The sequence below is a fragment of the Streptomyces sp. NPDC031365 genome, assembly GCF_055569765.1.
In genome coordinates, this window is sequence record NZ_JBVIIM010000024.1 from 74,345 (window position 1) to 90,881 (window position 16,537).

Consider the following 16,537-nt stretch of genomic DNA (forward strand, 5'->3'; position numbering starts at 1 on the left):
GGTGTTCGGTGACGACCGTGGGTTCGATCGAGCAGGGGCGGTGGTTTCCGTCAGCGTAGTTCGTGGGTCCGGTTCCTGCGCCGGTGGGGCCCGGCCCGCAGCGCGCACCTGCTACGGCTGAACCCCTACACGGTCCACCGTGTGCTGACCCGGTTCGGCATGGCCCGCCTGGCCCACCTCGACCGGGCCACCGGCCGTGTCGTACGCCGCTACGAACGCGACCGGCCCGGCGAACTGGTCCACGTCGACATCAAGAAGCTCGACAACATCCCCGACGGCGGCGGACACAAGTCTTTGGGCCGCCAAGCAGGACGTAAGAACCGTCCGAACGCCGGCTACAGCTACCTGCACATCGCCGTCGACGACCACTCCCGCCTCGCCTACAGCGAGATCCTCGGCGATGAGCGCGACTTGGGCCAGCGGTCGTACGGCATCGTCCGAGGCTGAGCCTGACGTTTGACCTCGCCGGTTCGTTCGGCCCGCTGCTCCCGCGTTCTTCGCGGGACAGCAGGACTGCCGTTCTTCCCGCCCGGCGCTTCGTCATCCTGGGTGCGGGCGCCGGTCTCCGCAGCGTTCGAACCCGCAGTGCAGCACACCGTCCGCCCAGGGGCGCGGCCTGCGCGTCTTCCCCGTCATCTCCCGTCACTCCGTCGAGCCCACGCCCCACTGGTGCACCGCCCGTCTCCGCAGACCGCGAGTCCTGGCGGGATCGGCGCTCCTCCCGTGAGACATGCCGCGTCTGGCGTAATGGGCTGCCCGGAGTGGTCGCCGCGTCATTCTGTGCGGGTCGATCGCGGTCGGTCGGGAGCCCGCGTGCGGCGCATGGGAGCGGGGCGAGCGCGGATGACGTGATCGCAGGACCTTCCGAGCGTGTCGGCGCGGGCGGTGGATGCGCGGTCAGGTGAACAGGGAGACGGTGGCCGGAGCTTTGACAACGCCGTTGCAGAGGTGCGGATATGGCGGAAGGTGAGCGGCGGCCCGACAAGGGCAAGCCGGACCGGTCGGAAGGGTTCGGTGAGCGGCTGCTTGGCGTGCTGCTGGACCGGGCACACGAGATGCCGCCGCAACTGATCGCCCCGCTGATCGCGGAAGAAGTGGCCAGAGTCGGTGGCCGCGACGTTTCCATCCTGCTGCAGGACTACGGTCAGCTGGTACTGGTGCCGCTGCCGGGTCGGCGGCTGAACGTCGGCGAGCCCGAACCGATCGAGGACTCTCCAGCAGGCGCTGCTTTTCTGTACGGCACCACTGCCGAGGTGCCGACGTCCGACGGCATCCGGATGTACCTGCCGTTGCTGGACGGCAGCGACCAGGTGGGCGTCATGGCCCTGACGCTGGACCTTGTCGACGACGACGACCGACGGCTGCTGCGCAGGCTCGCCGGCCTGGTGGCCGACATGCTCGTCACCAAGCACTCCTACACCGATCAGTTCTTCCAGGCCCGGCGCCGCGAACCGATGAGTGTGGCCGCGGAAATCCAGTGGAGCCTGCTGCCGCCGCTGGCGATGTCCGTCCCACAGGTCGAGGTGGCCGGGATTCTGGAGCCCGCCTACGACGTCGCAGGCGACAGCTTCGACTACGCCCTCAACGACGACATCCTGCACGTGGCCATGGTCGATGCGATGGGCCACGGCCTGGACGCCGCGACGATGGCGACCGTCGCCGTCGGGGCCTACCGGCACGCCAGACGCGCCGACATCGGCCTGTCCGAGGTCTACGCGTTCATGGACCGGGCCATCGCCGGACAGTTCGGGCCCGACCACTTCGTCACCGCTCAGATGATGCGTCTGAACATCACGACGGGTCACCTGCAGTGGGTCAACGCGGGGCACCCCGCGCCGTTGCTGATCCGCGACCACCGGGTCGTCGGGCGGCTGGGCGGCCCGACCACCTTGCCGGTCGGCTTCGGCGGTGAGAAGCCCGAGATCAGCCATCAGACGCTCCAACGGGGCGACCGGGTGCTGTGCTTCACCGACGGCCTGATCGAGGAGCACGAGACCGGCGAGGAACAATTCGGCGAAGAGCAACTCATCCACTGGGTCAACCGCATCGAACCCACGACGAAGGGGGTACGAGCGCTGGTGCGCTCGCTCTCCCACTCCCTGAAGCAGCAACGGGGCGGTCGCACCAGCGACGACGCGACCCTCTTCCTGATCGAATGGCGCGGGGGCGGCGCCGATCACCTCGCGATCCTGGACTGAACCGACAGGGGCCCCATCGTGGACCGTTTCCGAGGCCACCGGGGTGCACGGCCTGGTCGGTGTGGATGCGAACGCGCCGGGCCCCGGGCCGGGACCGGCTGTCCGGGCGTCCTGGGTGCTCCGCGTCCGAGTGCCGTGCAGTGCCCGGGAGACGCGCCGCCCACCGTGACCCGCACCGTCCGTGGCGTGGGATCGGGCGGCTTCGGACTGTCCGTCAGGTGACGCGGGGACTATGCTGCTGTGGAGACGTCCCAGACCCCGGCGGCATGCTGTTGCTCAACACGGATGGCTGCGGGAGCGGACCCTTCGTCCACCACCCGATGCATCCCTGGAGGGAACCGGACGGACCTGTGCCCTGCCGTGCAGGCGTCGGACCGGCCGCTGTTCCACCTCCGCCGAACGCACCTCCTGCCGACAGCGCGCCCGGGGAACAGGGAATCCGACACCATCGCGCACGCTGCCGGACAGTCTTCCGAACCGAGGCGTCATGCCCCTTCCGCAGCTCGCCGTCCACCACCGTGACCGAGGGAACCGGGCACTGATCACCCTGGCCGGTGAGATCGATCTCGAATCCGTGCCGTTGGTACGCGCGGCCCTCGACCGGTGCTTGCGGGACGGCATCCGCAGCATCGACGTCGACCTCACCGCCGTCACCTTCTGCGAATGCAGCGGCCTCAACGCCTTCCTACGCGCATCGCAGCAGGCCACCTTGGCCGAGAGGACCCTGCGGCTGCACCATCCTCCGGCAATGCTGGCCAGGGTGCTCGACCTGACCGGCTGCGGCTTCCTCCTCCTCGGCCTCCCGTTCGGCCAGTTGTCACCGCCTCTCGGCGACACCCCTGCCGTAACCCCCTCGGGCCCGCCACGCGCGTCCGTCCCGCCGGTGCCCGCCCTCGCGAGCGACACGGGGTGACGGCCGACAGCGCCTCCGGATTCCCGGTACGCGGCGACGGCTCCTGGTGTCTCGGCCGCGACGGGGCGCCGGCACACAGCACCAGGTACCTCACGGTTTCCCGCGGCGCCTTCGCGTTCGTCGGCATCCCAGTCCGGCATCACCCGCGGGACCTCGACCCGACCGACACCGCCGAGAGGCCGGAGTGCCTCGTCAGGATGTCCGCAGGGGGTGGTCCAGGTCGAGCCTGACAACCGATCGGCACGTATTCAGGTACTGGTGGCCAGGGAGGCGGCCCGACGTGGTTCCCCGGTCGGTGTGTTGGACGTGTGCACCGCGGCCGTGGCCGCGCTCCCGGTCGGCGGGGCCGGCCTGTCGGCGATGTCCCGGACCGCGGCAAGCCACCCGCTGTGCAGCACCGACGAGATCAGCGGGCGACTGGAAGAGCTCCAGCTCACCCTCGGTGAAGGGCCTTGTGTGGACGCCTTCGCCCGCGGCTCGGCCGTCCTGACACCCGATCTGCTCAATGCCGGACTGCAGGCCCACTGGGCCGTGTTCGCCGATGCTGCCCTGGAAGCCGGAGCCCGAGCCGTCTTCTCGATCCCCCTGCAGATGGGGGCCATCAGCCCGGGGGTTCTGGACCTGTACGCTCGCATTCCGACCGTACTCGACGCGGAGGAGCTGGCCGACGCGATGGCGTTCGCCGACCTCGCCACCTTCCTCCTGCTCGATACGAGAATCGGAGAGACCGGTGCACCGGCCGACGGGCCGGTACCGGTCCGCAGCTCCGAGGACCTGGGCGCGTACCGAGCGGAGATCGACCAGGCCAGTGGGATGCTCACGATCCAGCTCGGAGTCGGCATCGAAGAGGCTTTCGCCCGGCTCCGTGCCCACGCCTACGCGCAGGGACGCCAACTCGCCGACGTGGCCGCGGACGTGGTGACCCGTAGGCTTCGTTTCTCACCCGACACGGAGGAGGACCGGACCGAGGAGGAGACCTGACGCAGGTGACGCCGGCCGAGGAACGAGCCGCCCGTCCCCGCCCTCGGGGCAGGGACCAGTCTCAACCAAGGGTGCCCACGATGGATCAACGACTTCTGGCCCAGACCTTCGTCGAGCTGGCCGACAACCTGGTCGCCGACTTCGACGTCATCGACTTCCTGCGCCTGCTGACCGACCGCTGCGTCAGCATGCTCGACGCCGGCGCCGCCGGGGTGCTGCTCGCCGACCGGGACGGAAAGCTCCGCGTCATGGCCGCCTCCGACGAACAGGTTCGTCTGTTGGAACTCTTCCAGCTCCAGAACGACGAAGGTCCCTGCCTCGAGTGCTTCCGCACCGGCGCACCGGTGATCATCCACGACCTGACCCGGGAGGTCGATCGCTGGCCGCGCTTCGTCGCTGTGGCCCACCGCAGTGGGTTCGGGGCCGTCCAGGCCCTGCCGATGCGTCTGAGGGACGAGACCGTGGGCGCCCTGAACCTCTTCCGCGCCGCGCCCGGCCCCTTCGATCCAGCCGCCACACTGGTTGCCCAGGCACTGGCCGACGTCGCCACCATCAGCTTGCTGCAACAACGCACCGCCCATCGCAGCACGATACTCAACGAGCAGTTGCAGACGGCGCTGAACAGCCGGGTGCTGATCGAACAGGCCAAGGGGAAGCTCGCCGAGCGCCAGGGCATGGACATGGAACAGGCATTCAGCTCCCTGCGCGGCTACGCCCGCGCCCACAACCGGCGCCTGGCCGATGTGGCCCGCGCCTTCATCGACGACTCCGAGTCCCTCGCCGGTCTGGGGTCCTGGCCCGCGCCCTGGGCGGGGGCGCCCGAGAGCTGAGGGCACGGCTCCGGACGTTGCCCGCCTGGGCACTCGCGCCCCGTCTCCGGCCCACCGGGATGGAGGGGCGCCAGTGCTCGGCGCAGCCTCGCTGCACCGGTTCGGGGAGCGTGCGGTCCTTCGTCGTGGCGACCACACCCGGTCCGTTGACCGCCTCCAGGACATCCGATGTCGTGTGAGTCGGTGTCGATGACATCGCACCCCCGAGAGCCGGCCCCCACCGCCGGCTGATCGTTCGCCTGGCCGGGTCCCGCGGCGGCTGCCGGGAGGCCTTACAGAGGCCGCCCGTAGTGGTCGTGGTCCCGGCGGTCCCCGCTCCGCCGGCGCACCCGGATCCGTCGGCCGTCGCGGCGGTCCTCGTTCCGCCAGCGTGCCCGGTTCTGTCGGCTGTAGCGGCGGTCCCAGCGCTCCTGGCGCATCCGGCGCTCCTGGTAGGCCCGGTAGTCCCCAGGATCGGAACCGCCGCCGGGACTCCGCCCGCCGCCGCGATCGGGACGGCGGCGGATGACGCCGTAGGCCAGGACCGCCGCCAGCACCCACCAGAGGGGATCGAGGAAGCCGAGGCCGAACAGAACCACCAGGAAAATGAGAAGCAGGGCGAACACGACTCGGGCCTCCCCGGGGACGGAATGACGACGACGGAACGACGACGTCGATACCGGGGGCTGGGGTCTCACTCCACAGCCTACTCCCGCCCAGGGGCTGCGGACAGCGTGCGACGCCGGACCGCTGTGGTCGTCGCCACGGAGCTCAGTCGCCGTCAGTCACGGCGACGCTCCCCTGCTGACCGGTCGCACGCGGAGCGGGCCGCCACGGGACTCCCCCGCGTCATCGGCCGTCCGCCTCCCGGGGAACGGACGGTACCGGTCCCGGGGCGTCCGAGCGCTTGCGGCCGTACGGGAAGGCGGCGATGCGTTCGTCGCGCTGCGAGTTGAGCAGGTGGATGAGCAGCACGCCCAGAGCGATCACCGCAAGGACCATGACCACGGTCACGAAGATCTCCACGTTCCTCACACCACCTTCGTCGGGTCCGGTTCCGCGGCTGTGACCGCGGGGATCCGTGGACGCGGGGCCGGATCGCCGGCCTGATGCCCGCCTTCGGAGATCCAGACCGCTTCCACGGCCCGGTCCGTCTCCGCCACAGTCCGCAGGCGTGCCGCCTCTTCCATCAACCGGCTCGCGGTCGACATGCCCAGCGGGTCGCTCGCGGCGGTCATCAGCCACGCGGCCGAGACGGGGGGTGTCCGCGGCGGGACCACCAGCAGGTTCCAGCGGCCCACGCGGTACGAGAGCAGCAGCAGCTCGTGCGGGTCCTGCTCGGCCAGGAACCAGCCGACCTTCACCACATGCCCGGCGACGGGCACCTTGCGTGGAACGACGGGCCAGTGGACGGGATTCACCGTGACCCGGGTGATCCGTCCCCACAGCGGATCGAGCAGGGCCAGCAGTGAGGGGAGTTCCGCCTCGAGGTCACGGGAGTGGGGCCACCAGGCGCCGTCCAGCAGAGCGGGTGCGGACCCGGCGGGAGCCAGCGACAGACGCGGAGAGGGGGAGGAAGACCGGCCTTCGGGCTTCGACGGGAGGGAGATGGTCGCCGTCATGACGCGAACCCTGCCTCGGGCCGGTCGTGACCGGCCCGGTGTCATCAAACGCCGAAAACGACACAAGCGTGGAAGCCGGTGTGCGAAATATCCTCGGTCCTTTCAGCGTACTCCTCGGACCCTCCGGAGGGACCGAGGAGCCGCCAGGGAACCCCTCCCCGGTGTCCGGAGGTTGGTCTCCCGGGTGCGGGCGCCGCCGTGCCTGCCGGTGGCCGCCACGCGCTCCGACCGGACGCTCCCGGCGAGGTCCGCGACCGGCCGGCCCCCCGTCACGCAGTGCCCGTTCACTGTCCGTACGACTCCGGATTGGGCGGAGGAACAGACCTGCGCCCAGCGCGTGCGGGTTCGCGCCTGCGTCTGATTGACTCCGCGCCCACCCCCACACCCGTAGGCGCACCCCTTCCGGGGTGCCGGATCGACGTGAGCGGAGCCGCCCACATGTCCTTCGGACCGCAGCCCTGGCACGGGCCGCCGCACCATGACGAGCGCGCAGCCGGCGCGCGCCCTCCCGCCGAGCACGAGCGACACGACGGCGAGGAGGCGGCCCGGCTGGCCATCGGGCTGCGGCTCGGCGTGCGGATCGCCGTGGTATGGCTGCTCTATGTGGTGCCCGCCGCCCTCCTGCCCGCCGTGTACGGCACACGGATCGCCGGACAGGTGAGCCTCGGCGTGCTCCTGGCCGTGGTGCCCTTCGCCGTCGGTGTGCACGCACTGGTGGTGTACGGGCGACGGGTCGACCGGCTCGAGCGGCACCCCGGCGCCCGGAGGTGGTCGTGAGCACGCTGCTCGATCCCTCGTCCCGGTCCCTCGTCTTCGCCGTGTTCTCGGTGTTCGTCGTGATCTGCCTGATGCTGTGCGTCGTCACCGGCGCCGACGAGGACGACCGGGCTCTCGCACGGTCCGACAGCCGCCGCCGGCTGCGCTCCTGGCAGCAGGGCATCGCGATGGGCGGCGACACCACCACGGTCGCGACGGTCACCGTGCTGGTGGGCATGGTCGCCACGTTCGGCTTCGACGGCCTCGGCGTCATGCTGGGCAGCCTGATCGGGGTCATCCTGCTCCTCGTGCTGATCATCGAACCGTTGCGCAGGCACGCCTCGCTGACGGCCGCGGACCTGCTGGACGCGCGAGGCAGCGGCGGGCCCGCCGTACGCGTCTCGTGGGGCGTGGTGACCCTCTTCGTCTGTTTCCCGCTGCTGGTCGTGCAGCTGGTGGTGGTCGGCAACGTCGCCGCGGCGCTGCTCGGTCAGCCCGGTATGCGCACCGGCTGCATCGTGGTGATCGGCTGTGTGATGACGGCGCTGGCCGTCAGCGGCGGAATCCGGGGCACAGGCGTGGTGATGCTCGCGAAGTCGGCGATCGCCCTGCCCGTTCTGCTGGTCGCCGCCGTGCTCGTACTCCACCGCTTCGGCGGGGACCCGGGGCGGCTGCTCGACGCGGCCGCGCTCGGCTCGGGGACGGGCGAGGCGTATCTGCGTCCGGGCGGCTACACCGGTGAGGGCTGGGTGGGGGCCGTGAACCGGATCGGGCAGACCTTCGGCATGTCGATGGCCACCCTGGCGATGCCCGCCGTGCTGATGCGTGCCATCTCGACGAAGAGCCCGCGCGGCGCGCGGTCCGGCGGCCGCTGGATGCTCGGCGAACTCACCCTGCTGTACGGAGCGCTCGCCGTCGTCGGCGTCGGCGCGGCGGCCCTCGTCGGCGGTGCACTGCGCGAGGCCGGCCCGGCGGCGCAGGTGTTCACGCCGCTGATGCTCGGGCGTGCCCTGGACAGCGGCGGCTTCCTGGTCGCCGCCCTGGCCTGCGTCCTCTTCCTCACCGCGCTCGCGGCCGTGGTGGATGTGACCCTCGCCGCCGGCATCGCCCTGGGACGGGACGTGCTGGGCGCTTACGGCAAGCACGCCGGCTCGCGCCCGGCGGGCAGGACGGACACTGCGGTGTCGCGGTGGTCGGCGGCACTGACGGGGGCGGTTGCCGCGGTCGTGGCGGTCGTCGCGGCCGACTGGAACCTGGTGGTCGTCTCGACGCTCTGGCTCGCCGTCTGCGGTGCCGCCCTCGCGCCCGTCCTGCTGTACGCCCTGTACTGGCCCGGGTTCACCGCCCGCGGTGCGCTGTGGTGCCTGTGGGGGGCCACGGTGCTGAGCATCTCGGCGCTCGTATGGTCGCCGTACGTGTCCGGCGCACCGGGGTCGATCTTCCCGGAGCATGACTTCAAGGTCTGGGACGTGACGATCCCGGGCCTGGTGACGGTGCCGGCCGGGTTCCTGCTGGGCTGGCTGGGCAGCGTCACGGATCGGCGCCGGGCGGCGGGCGGCGCACCGGGGCCGGAGTACCGCAGGGAGCTGGACAGCGTCTGACGATCCGCGTGCCGCCCACCGATGAGTTCCGGTGGGTGGCACGGTCATATCCGGTCCACGCGCCAGTAACCGGAGGTCACCATGCCGCGGAAGATCACCGCCAGCCTGTTCATCTCGCTCGACGGCGTCGTCGAGGCGCCCGACCAGTGGCACTTCCCGTACTTCGACGACGCGATGGGCGCCGCCGTCGGCGCGGGCCTGGACTCCACGGAGGTTCTCCTCCTCGGCCGCAGGACGTACGACAGCTTCGCCGGCGCCTGGCCCGCGCGGGAGGCGGCGGGCGGCGAGGACGCCGGCTTCGCCAAGCAGCTCGGCGACATGCGGAAGATCGTGTTCTCACGCAGCCGGCTCGACCTGCGGTGGCGGAACTCCGAGCAGGCGGAGGGGGACGTCGCGGAGGTCGCCGCCTCGCTGAAGAGCGAGCCGGGCGGTGACATCTCGCTGAGCGGCTCGGTCTCCGTCGTCCGGCAGCTGCTGGCCGCGGGCCTCCTCGACGAACTGCGCCTCCTCGTCCACCCCATCGCCGTACGCAGGGGCATGCGCCTGTTCGACGAGGGCGAGCCATCGATCCCGCTGAAGCTGCTGAAGTCGCAGACGTTCACGACGGGCGTGCTGAACCTCGTCTACGGACCCGACACCGCGCCGCCGACGGGCGGTTACGAGAAGGCCGTCGCCACGCTCGGAGAATGAGGGGCCGGAGAGGGAGCTGTCCCGGGGCAGGACGCCGAACTCTCAAGCCCGTACCGATCAGGTGCCGTACGTCGCGAGGGACGGGACTCATGGCCCCTTGCCCACGGCGGGTACGGTACCGCCATGACTGGATCCGGAAGGAACACCACCAAGGGGAACGGGCCGTCGGCCGCGGCCATTTGCGCCACCGCGCGCCAACTGCTGGTGAAGCGGGGGGCCGGCGGCATGTCCCTGGACGCCGTTGCCCACGAGGGCGGGCTGACCACCGCCGAAGTGGAAGCCGTGTTCCCCCATCGGGACACTCTGCTGACCTCTTTGGTCATCGACGCCTACAACGCGTCCGGCGCCGCGATGGAGCACGCGGACCAGGCCGCCCGGGACGCCGGAGCGTCCGCAGGCGCGCGGCTCCTCGCCGTGATGCGCGCACTGCGCACCTGGTCCTTCGACCACCCCGCCGACTTCGCGCTGATCTACGGCTCGCCCGTACCGGACTACCACGCTCCCCAGGACACCGTCCCGCCCGCCTCGCGCACACCCGCGGTGCTGGCGGGCATCGTGCGTTCGGCCCTGGAGGCCGGTGAACTCACGCCACCCCGGCGGGCGGTGCCCGGGCCGCCCCTGCTCCTGCCGGAGGCCGTGAGGCTCTTCGGTGGCGTCCCCGGAGCTCCCTTCTCGGATGTCGTCGAGCGCGGCATCGTGCTCTGGAGCAGTCTGATCGGGCTGCTGGTCTTCCAGGTGTTCAGCCGCACCCACGACAGCGTCCGGGACGAGAGCGCGTTCTTCGACTTCGCCGTCGCCGTGGCCGCCGAAGGCATCGGTCTCGACGTCCCGCTCGACCGGGCCGCCGACTAGCCGAACCACGGGCCGAACCGCTCACCGCACGCGCAGTACCAACGTGGGGAACCAGGCTGTGAACACCATCAGAACTCTCTGCTTCGTCATCGCGGCGCTCGCGTCGTACGCCGCCCTCGCTTACCGGCTGTGCCAGGTGAGACGCAGCTGGCGAGAGAGCGCGTACCGCGCGCTGGTGATCACGCTGCTGCTGCAGTGCACGACGTTCACCATGGGTGCCATCGCCATGGTGAGCGACCGTCTTCTGGGCGTCGGCAACCTCGCCATCCTGGTCATGCACCTCTCGGCGGTCGCCCTCTGCGTCAGCGCGCAGATCATCCTGCTGTACTGGGCGGCCGCCGGAGAGGATGCGGCACGCAGGGCACGGCACTGGCTGGTCATCGGCATCGCCGTCACCGGGTTGCTGGTCGCGCTCTTCTTCCTCGCCGGAGGTCCCGGCAGGCCGGCCACGGACTTCAACACCGGCAGCGGCCGGCCGCTGATCCTGACGTACCTCCTGGTCTTCATCACTTCTCAGGCGGTTCCGTGCGTCACGATCTTCCGCCAGTGCGGCCTGTATGCCCGGATGACCGACAAGGCCTCGCTGCGGCAGGCCCTTCGGCTGCTCTCCGTCGCCGCGGTGGTTCTCTTCCTCTACTGCCTCGCCAGGACGGTCAACATCCTCACTGCCGCGAACGGGATGGACATCGGTGCCTGGACGCTGGCCGCCTCCGTCTTCAGCGCCGCCGGCATCGTCGTGCTCTCCCTCAGCCTGACGATCCCCTCCTGGGACACTTCGGCCGCCAAACTGGTGGGCTGGCTGCGCAGTTACCGGTCGTACCGGGCGCTCTACCCGCTCTGGCGGGATCTGTACGAGTCCTACCCGGACATCGCTCTGGAGCCGCCGGGGAGTTCGGTCTCCGACCTCGACTACCGGCTCCACCGGAGGGTCGTCGAGATACGGGACGGATGGCGGGATCTGCGCCCGTACATCGACCGCGCCTCCCAGGGAGCCAACGGATCGGGACCCGGTCACGGCGAGGAGTCCCGGCAGGCGTTCACCGAGGCGGCGCAGATCAGACAGGCCCTGCTCGCCAAGCGCACCGGCCGCCTCCCGGACGCCAGCAAGGACGACGGCGACTTCGACGACCGAGACTCGGACAACTTCGGTGCGGAAGTCGCTTGGCTCACCCAGGTCGCAGCCGCCTACCGTAGACTCGGTGGCGCCGGCTGAGAGCCCGGCCTGTTCCCGTCGGCCCAGGCGGATTTCTCCCTTTTCCCGTGGTACTTCCGCTTCCCGGCCCGACCGGGCCGGGAAAGGGAAGCGGAAGCCCTCGACTCACTTGGTCACCCCCGTGGACCAAGTGAGCTGCCAATTATCGGCCAGCTTAACGTTGACTCAGGCGCGGCCGATTGTCAACTGACCGCTAGTCTGTAAACATTGCAGTTAGCTACAGGCAAGGTTGCCTAGGGGGTGACGGGAGGGAGAACGCAATGTCCGAGACCGACGACCGGCCCGTGCTGGCCGTGCGGCTGGACGACCTTTTCAGGACGGTGCGCCCCAAGGGCAAGCACTGGACCAACGCCGACGTGGCCGAGGAGCTGAAGAGGGTCGACCCCGACCTCAGGGTCGGAGGTGTGTATCTGTCGCAGTTGCGGACGGGTAAGCGCTCCAATCCCTCACCGGACCTGCTCGCTGCTCTGGCACGCTTCTTCGGCGTGTCGGTCGCCTACTTCTTCGACGACGAGGTGGCCGAGTCGGTGCTCAGCGAGGTCGCGGCCATCGAGGCGCTGCGCCAGGCGGGCGTCCGTGCCGTGGCGATGCGGGCGGCCGGGATGAAGAAGGAGAACCTCCAGGCCATCACGGTCATCATGGACCAGTACCGGCAGTTGCAGGGCCTTCCGCCCGTCACCGATCCCTCGGAGCCGGAGTGAAGGGCAGCGGCGAGTGAGGGCCACCTGGAAGGGCCGGTCCGCCGATCACGAGCGGCGCAGCCAGCTCAAGAAACTCCGCAAGGCCGGCGCGCGCCGGATCGCCGAACTGAACCTGCCGGACGTGGCGGACGTGGCGGAACTCTGCCGCTACCTCGGCGAGGTCCGCAACCGCCCCATCACGCTGGTCCCGACGCACATGCCCGCCTCGCACCCGTGTGGTATCTGGGTGGCCGCCCGCGACGAGGATCTCGTCTTCTACGACGCCAACACGACCAGCGCGCATCAGGAGCACATCATCTTGCATGAGCTGGGCCACATCATCTGCTGCCATCGCGGGGCGGGTTGGCTGGACGAGGCGAGCGCCCGCCTCCTCTTCCCCAACCTCGATCCCGACATCGTGCGCGACATGCTCCTGCGCGCCAATTACGACGACGTCCAGGAACAGGAGGCGGAGGTCATCGCCTATCTGCTCGCCCAGCGCATGGGTGACGCCGAGGAAGGGCGGGCGGTCTCCCCGGCCGAGGAGGCCGGGGAGGACCCTGAACGCGGGAAGAACGCCGTGCTCGACCGGATAGAACGCACCCTGATCTGACGGAGGTCGCTCGTCCTCCGGCGGCCGCCGCCTCCTCCGCCAGGGCCGCCGCGGTCCGGCGGATGTCGGACGGCCACGGCGGCGGGGCCCGGACCTGCGACGACACGAAGACTCACGATGCGCACGCCAGCGCCAGTGGGGGGGAACCCCTGTGTCACCAGTGATGTCGGAGTGGTGAGCCCTTGCGATCAGGCCGGCTTCGGCAGGGATGTCCCGGCCGGGTTGTCGGTGGTGCCGCACCGGCCTCTCGGACCGGCCGACCGCCACAGCTCCGCGACGAGGAAAGCCAGATCAAGCGGTGCGGAGCGGGCTTCATCCAGATCGGTGGCGAGGCCGGCGGGGCGGATGCCGAGGGAACGGTGGACGTCGAAGAAGGCGGTGACCTCATCGAGGAGATCGTCGAGGTGGCGGGGGCGGTGGGCCGCCCCGCGTCCCGGTCCGGACCCGTCACGAGTGGTGAGTTCACAGATCCAGGCCACCTTGTGCTCCTCGGCCATGACCTTCTCGATGAGCGCGGGCAGCCTCTCGTACAGGTCGTCGGCACCCATGCGCACCAGGAGTGTCAGCCTGCCGGGCTCCCTGGCCGGATTCAGCCGGTCGAGGAGAGCCAGCGCGCCGTCGGGAGCTGTCCCGGGGCCCACTTCCACGCCGAGGGGATTGCGGATCGCCGCGCAGTACTCCTCGTGATCCCCGTGTCTCCCGGCGTGGGCCGGGGTCCGGTCGCCGGTCCGCACGAAATGGCCCGAGGTGTTGTACAGGTGCCCGGTCCGTGAGTCGACGCGGGTGAGCGCGGACTCGTAGGCCTGCGGCAGCCCTTCCTGGGCGGCGAAGAACTCGACCGTGGACAGGTGCGCGGGGTCCGGTCCACAGGCCGCCCGCATGAACGCGAGGGCCTTGCCGATCTCGGCGACGAGCGCCGCGTGCCGTTCACGCGCGGGCGAGCGGGCAACGAACTCCCGGTTCCACTCGTGCACCTGACGAAGGTCGCCCTCGCCACCGGCGGCGAGGGCGCGCATCAGGTTCAGGGCAGCGGCGGAGCGCTCGTATCCACCGACCACACCGGAGGGATGCGGGGCCCGGAGGTCGAAGCAGCCGATCTTGACCACGGGCACGGCGGTGGCGTACGTGAGGACGGCGGCCATCTGGAGGAGTGTCCGGAACCGGGCCCGTATCGCGTCGGCCGTCATGAGGGCGGCGGTCCGCGTACGGTCCCCGACGTGCAGCACGAAGGCCTCGCCGCGGGCGGCGCGCGCCATCCGGTTCATGAGCAGGTCGCACTCCCCCGCGAACACCAGGGGCGGGTATGCGCGGAACCGTGTGAGGGCCTCGAAGTCGGTCATGTCCACCATCCGGCGTCACGGGACCTGTCGGAGGTCTCGCCCTGTCGGCTTCCGTTCCACTTCCTTGATTTCCGACGGTAATTCAGCGGCTCCATGACGGAAAGAAGCAGGAACGCCTCCTATGTTTTTCCCCAGAATTTCCCGCCGCTCGACGCGGAAATAGGCGGGCGACGGGTAGGCGCATGGAGGACAGCGTACCGACGCGGCGCACAGGGCAATTCCCTACTTGTCCGCCGGACCGCGGGATGGCTAGGCTCGTGGCTGCGCCATCGGCCGAGGACATGAACTCCGGGCGCACGGCCGGTAATGTCAGTCGAGTGCCCGGGAGACACAATGAGAACGCACAGGGGCGGCGGGTATGTGCAGTGCCACGCACAGTCCGTGCGGTGCGACGGCGGTGATCGTCACCCGGCCTCCGATGGCCGTCGCCAACTCGCGGGCGATGCTCAGGCCCAGTCCCGTACCGGGGGCTTCCCGGGTGGTGGAGCCGCGCCAGAACCGGTCGCCGGCACACTTCAGGTCGGCGGCGGTGAGTCCGGGACCCTCATCGCTGATCTCGATGCTCGTCATGTCTCCTCGGTCTCCGAGGCGTACCGTGATCCGCCCGCCGAACGGGCTGTACTTGATGGCGTTGTCCAGCAAGGTGTCCAGGATGGAGCCGGCCAGCGCCGCGTCCGTCACGACGGGGGACGGTGGCTTCGCCGCCAGTTCCAGGAGCACGGAGCGGTGTTCGGCCTGCGGCCGCCATGCCTCGATCCGGCCCGCCACGAGGTCCACGGCGTCGAGGGGCTCCCACCGCACCCCTGGCGCGCCGGGGGCGGAGGCGAGCTCGAGCAACTGGCCGAGCATGACGTCCAGCCTGTTCATCTCCTCGCGGATCAGCTCCACCTGCTCCCGGCCCTCGCCCTCCAGGACCAGGGAGAGCACCTCCATGCGCAGGCTCAGCACGGCCAGCGGGGTGCGCAGTTGGTGCGCCGCGTCGACGGCGAACGACGTCTGCTTCTCCATGACGGCGCCGAGGGCATCGGCCATGTCGTTGAACGCGCCTGCCAGCCGGCGCACCGAGACCGGTCCGCCGTCGGGGGCGGGCACCCTGATGCTCAGGTTTCCCTCACCGAGTTGCCGGGCCGCCCGCTCCACCTCGCAGAGCCGGCGCCTGGACCGACTGACCCAGGCCGCTCCCAGGACGGCTGCGATCAGGACGAACACGTCGACGGCGCCGACCGGCCCCAGCTCGCGGCCGATTCCACCGAGCCTCGGCCCGACGTACGAGACGGCGCTCGCCGCCGCGAACACGGCAAGGCGGTGCCCGGGCTCCTCGGCGAGCAGGGTGAGGTGTGCCGCGGCACCGGAACCGGTGAACACGTGCGGCAGCCCCTGCGAGGGCACGGTGGACGGCGGCGGGTGCGCGACGCCTCGCGGGTCGGGGGAAGCGGCCAGGGACAGGGTCAGAAGAACAAGGGCACAGCACACCGCGGCGACGGCCGCCCACACCCGACGGAACCCCATCGCTCACACCGATCCGGTGATCGACAGCCGGTATCCCGCTCCGTCCACGGCTTCGAGCAGATGGGGCAGACCCATCCGCTCGCGCAGCGAGGTGATGGAACTCGGCAGCGCGGCCTGCAGCGCCGTCCGCCGGGTCCGGAGGATCTCGTCGACGAGCCGGTCGGTGTTCAGGGTCTCGTCCGGATGGCGCGCCAGGGCCACCAGGATGCCGAACTCGTCGTCCGACAGCTCGGTGGGGGAACCGTTGACCAGCACGACCCGTTCCCGCAGGTCGATGCGGACCGGTCCGGCCAGCACGAGGTCCCCGGACGGGGCTTCGGCCGGCGACGGCCCGACGGAACTCCGACGTATCACGGCCCGCACCCGGGCGAGGACTTCGGCCAGGTTGTAGGGTTTGACGAGATAGTCGTCGGCCCCCAGCTCGAGCCCTCGCACGCACGAGGCGTGGTCCGCGCGGGCACTGGTCACCAGGATGGGAACGGAACTGGAAGCCCGGATCGTACTGCACAGGGTGAAGCCGTCACAGTCCGGAAGGCCCAGGTCGAGCAGCACCGCGTCGGGACGGGTGCGCTCCAGGAGCTCGATCGCGGCCTTGCCGGTGGCCGCGCACACCGCTTCCAGGCCCTGGTGTGTCAGTGCGTCCCGCAGGGCCGCGGACACGCGTTCGTTGTCCTCAACTACCAGTAGTCTCACAACTTCCCCCGCGAGTGGTCCGGTTCGGCGCCTACGGGTCCGGTCATACCCGGACATCCGGTTCACG

17 protein-coding genes and 1 pseudogene are annotated in these 16,537 nt (G+C 70.4%); 12 read left to right on the top strand and 6 right to left on the bottom strand.

The window, feature by feature from the left end:
• Positions 1-66: 66 nt before the first annotated feature.
• The 5 genes and pseudogenes from ACZ5C2_RS28880 to ACZ5C2_RS28900 form a co-directional block, all read left to right on the top strand.
• Positions 67-408: pseudogene (locus tag ACZ5C2_RS28880) on the top strand (IS481 family transposase); the annotation flags it as partial.
• Positions 409-956: 548 nt separating this feature from the next.
• A complete protein-coding gene (locus ACZ5C2_RS28885; protein ID WP_468797672.1) occupies positions 957-2,198 on the top strand; it encodes a PP2C family protein-serine/threonine phosphatase in 1,242 nt (413 codons plus the stop codon).
• A 487-nt stretch (positions 2,199-2,685) separates the two neighbouring features.
• Positions 2,686-3,111 carry an STAS domain-containing protein gene (locus ACZ5C2_RS28890; RefSeq protein ID WP_468797674.1) on the top strand — a complete coding sequence of 142 codons (426 nt, stop codon included), beginning with the start codon at positions 2,686-2,688 and terminating at the stop codon, positions 3,109-3,111.
• Positions 3,112-3,417: 306 nt separating this feature from the next.
• Positions 3,418-4,092, top strand: coding sequence for a GAF and ANTAR domain-containing protein (locus tag ACZ5C2_RS28895; RefSeq protein ID WP_468797677.1), 675 nt, complete (start codon positions 3,418-3,420; stop codon positions 4,090-4,092).
• An 80-nt stretch (positions 4,093-4,172) separates the two neighbouring features.
• Positions 4,173-4,922: an ANTAR domain-containing protein gene (locus ACZ5C2_RS28900; protein WP_468797681.1), complete on the top strand. Its 750-nt coding sequence runs from the start codon at positions 4,173-4,175 to the stop codon at positions 4,920-4,922.
• A 272-nt stretch (positions 4,923-5,194) separates the two neighbouring features.
• On the opposite strand, the gene ACZ5C2_RS28905 is transcribed toward ACZ5C2_RS28900, so the two are convergent.
• The 3 genes from ACZ5C2_RS28905 to ACZ5C2_RS28915 form a co-directional block, all read right to left on the bottom strand.
• On the bottom strand, positions 5,195-5,527 hold the full coding sequence (locus ACZ5C2_RS28905; RefSeq protein ID WP_468797684.1) for a hypothetical protein: 333 nt from the start codon (positions 5,525-5,527) through the stop codon (positions 5,195-5,197).
• A gap of 223 nt (positions 5,528-5,750) precedes the next feature.
• On the bottom strand, positions 5,751-5,927 hold the full coding sequence (locus ACZ5C2_RS28910; RefSeq protein WP_468797687.1) for a hypothetical protein: 177 nt from the start codon (positions 5,925-5,927) through the stop codon (positions 5,751-5,753).
• Positions 5,928-5,932: 5 nt separating this feature from the next.
• Positions 5,933-6,523 carry a DUF5994 family protein gene (locus ACZ5C2_RS28915; RefSeq protein WP_468797691.1) on the bottom strand — a complete coding sequence of 197 codons (591 nt, stop codon included), beginning with the start codon at positions 6,521-6,523 and terminating at the stop codon, positions 5,933-5,935.
• 438 nt (positions 6,524-6,961) lie between these two features.
• Between ACZ5C2_RS28915 and ACZ5C2_RS28920 the strand changes: the two genes are divergently transcribed.
• The 7 genes from ACZ5C2_RS28920 to ACZ5C2_RS28950 all read left to right on the top strand — a co-directional run bounded on the left by ACZ5C2_RS28920 (position 6,962) and on the right by ACZ5C2_RS28950 (position 12,928).
• Complete coding sequence (locus ACZ5C2_RS28920) at positions 6,962-7,300, top strand: DUF485 domain-containing protein (RefSeq protein ID WP_468797694.1); 339 nt, start codon at positions 6,962-6,964, stop codon at positions 7,298-7,300.
• Complete coding sequence (locus ACZ5C2_RS28925) at positions 7,297-8,880, top strand: sodium:solute symporter family transporter (protein ID WP_468797697.1); 1,584 nt, start codon at positions 7,297-7,299, stop codon at positions 8,878-8,880. Before ACZ5C2_RS28920 ends, ACZ5C2_RS28925 begins: the two co-directional genes overlap by 4 nt.
• Positions 8,881-8,961: 81 nt before the next feature.
• On the top strand, positions 8,962-9,570 hold the full coding sequence (locus tag ACZ5C2_RS28930; RefSeq protein WP_468797700.1) for a dihydrofolate reductase family protein: 609 nt from the start codon (positions 8,962-8,964) through the stop codon (positions 9,568-9,570).
• A 123-nt stretch (positions 9,571-9,693) separates the two neighbouring features.
• Positions 9,694-10,422, top strand: a complete 729-nt coding sequence (locus ACZ5C2_RS28935; protein WP_468797703.1) for a TetR-like C-terminal domain-containing protein — start codon at positions 9,694-9,696, stop codon at positions 10,420-10,422.
• A gap of 58 nt (positions 10,423-10,480) precedes the next feature.
• Positions 10,481-11,635 (top strand): MAB_1171c family putative transporter, encoded by a 1,155-nt coding sequence (locus tag ACZ5C2_RS28940; protein WP_468797707.1) that lies wholly within the window; start codon positions 10,481-10,483, stop codon positions 11,633-11,635.
• Positions 11,636-11,895: 260 nt separating this feature from the next.
• On the top strand, positions 11,896-12,336 hold the full coding sequence (locus ACZ5C2_RS28945) for a helix-turn-helix domain-containing protein (protein WP_468797710.1): 441 nt from the start codon (positions 11,896-11,898) through the stop codon (positions 12,334-12,336).
• Positions 12,337-12,349: 13 nt separating this feature from the next.
• A complete protein-coding gene (locus ACZ5C2_RS28950) occupies positions 12,350-12,928 on the top strand; it encodes a toxin (protein WP_468797713.1) in 579 nt (192 codons plus the stop codon).
• Positions 12,929-13,116: 188 nt separating this feature from the next.
• Here the strand turns inward: ACZ5C2_RS28950 and ACZ5C2_RS28955 are convergent, their stop codons facing one another.
• The 3 genes from ACZ5C2_RS28955 to ACZ5C2_RS28965 all read right to left on the bottom strand — a co-directional run bounded on the left by ACZ5C2_RS28955 (position 13,117) and on the right by ACZ5C2_RS28965 (position 16,527).
• A complete protein-coding gene (locus ACZ5C2_RS28955) occupies positions 13,117-14,268 on the bottom strand; it encodes a 3-deoxy-7-phosphoheptulonate synthase (RefSeq protein WP_468797716.1) in 1,152 nt (383 codons plus the stop codon).
• A gap of 309 nt (positions 14,269-14,577) precedes the next feature.
• Positions 14,578-15,777, bottom strand: a complete 1,200-nt coding sequence (locus ACZ5C2_RS28960) for a sensor histidine kinase (RefSeq protein ID WP_468797719.1) — start codon at positions 15,775-15,777, stop codon at positions 14,578-14,580.
• Between the two features lie 3 nt (positions 15,778-15,780).
• The gene (locus ACZ5C2_RS28965) at positions 15,781-16,527 is read right to left on the bottom strand and encodes a response regulator (protein WP_468797789.1); all 747 of its coding nucleotides are present in this window, start codon (positions 16,525-16,527) and stop codon (positions 15,781-15,783) included.
• Between the last annotated feature and the right edge of the window lie 10 nt (positions 16,528-16,537).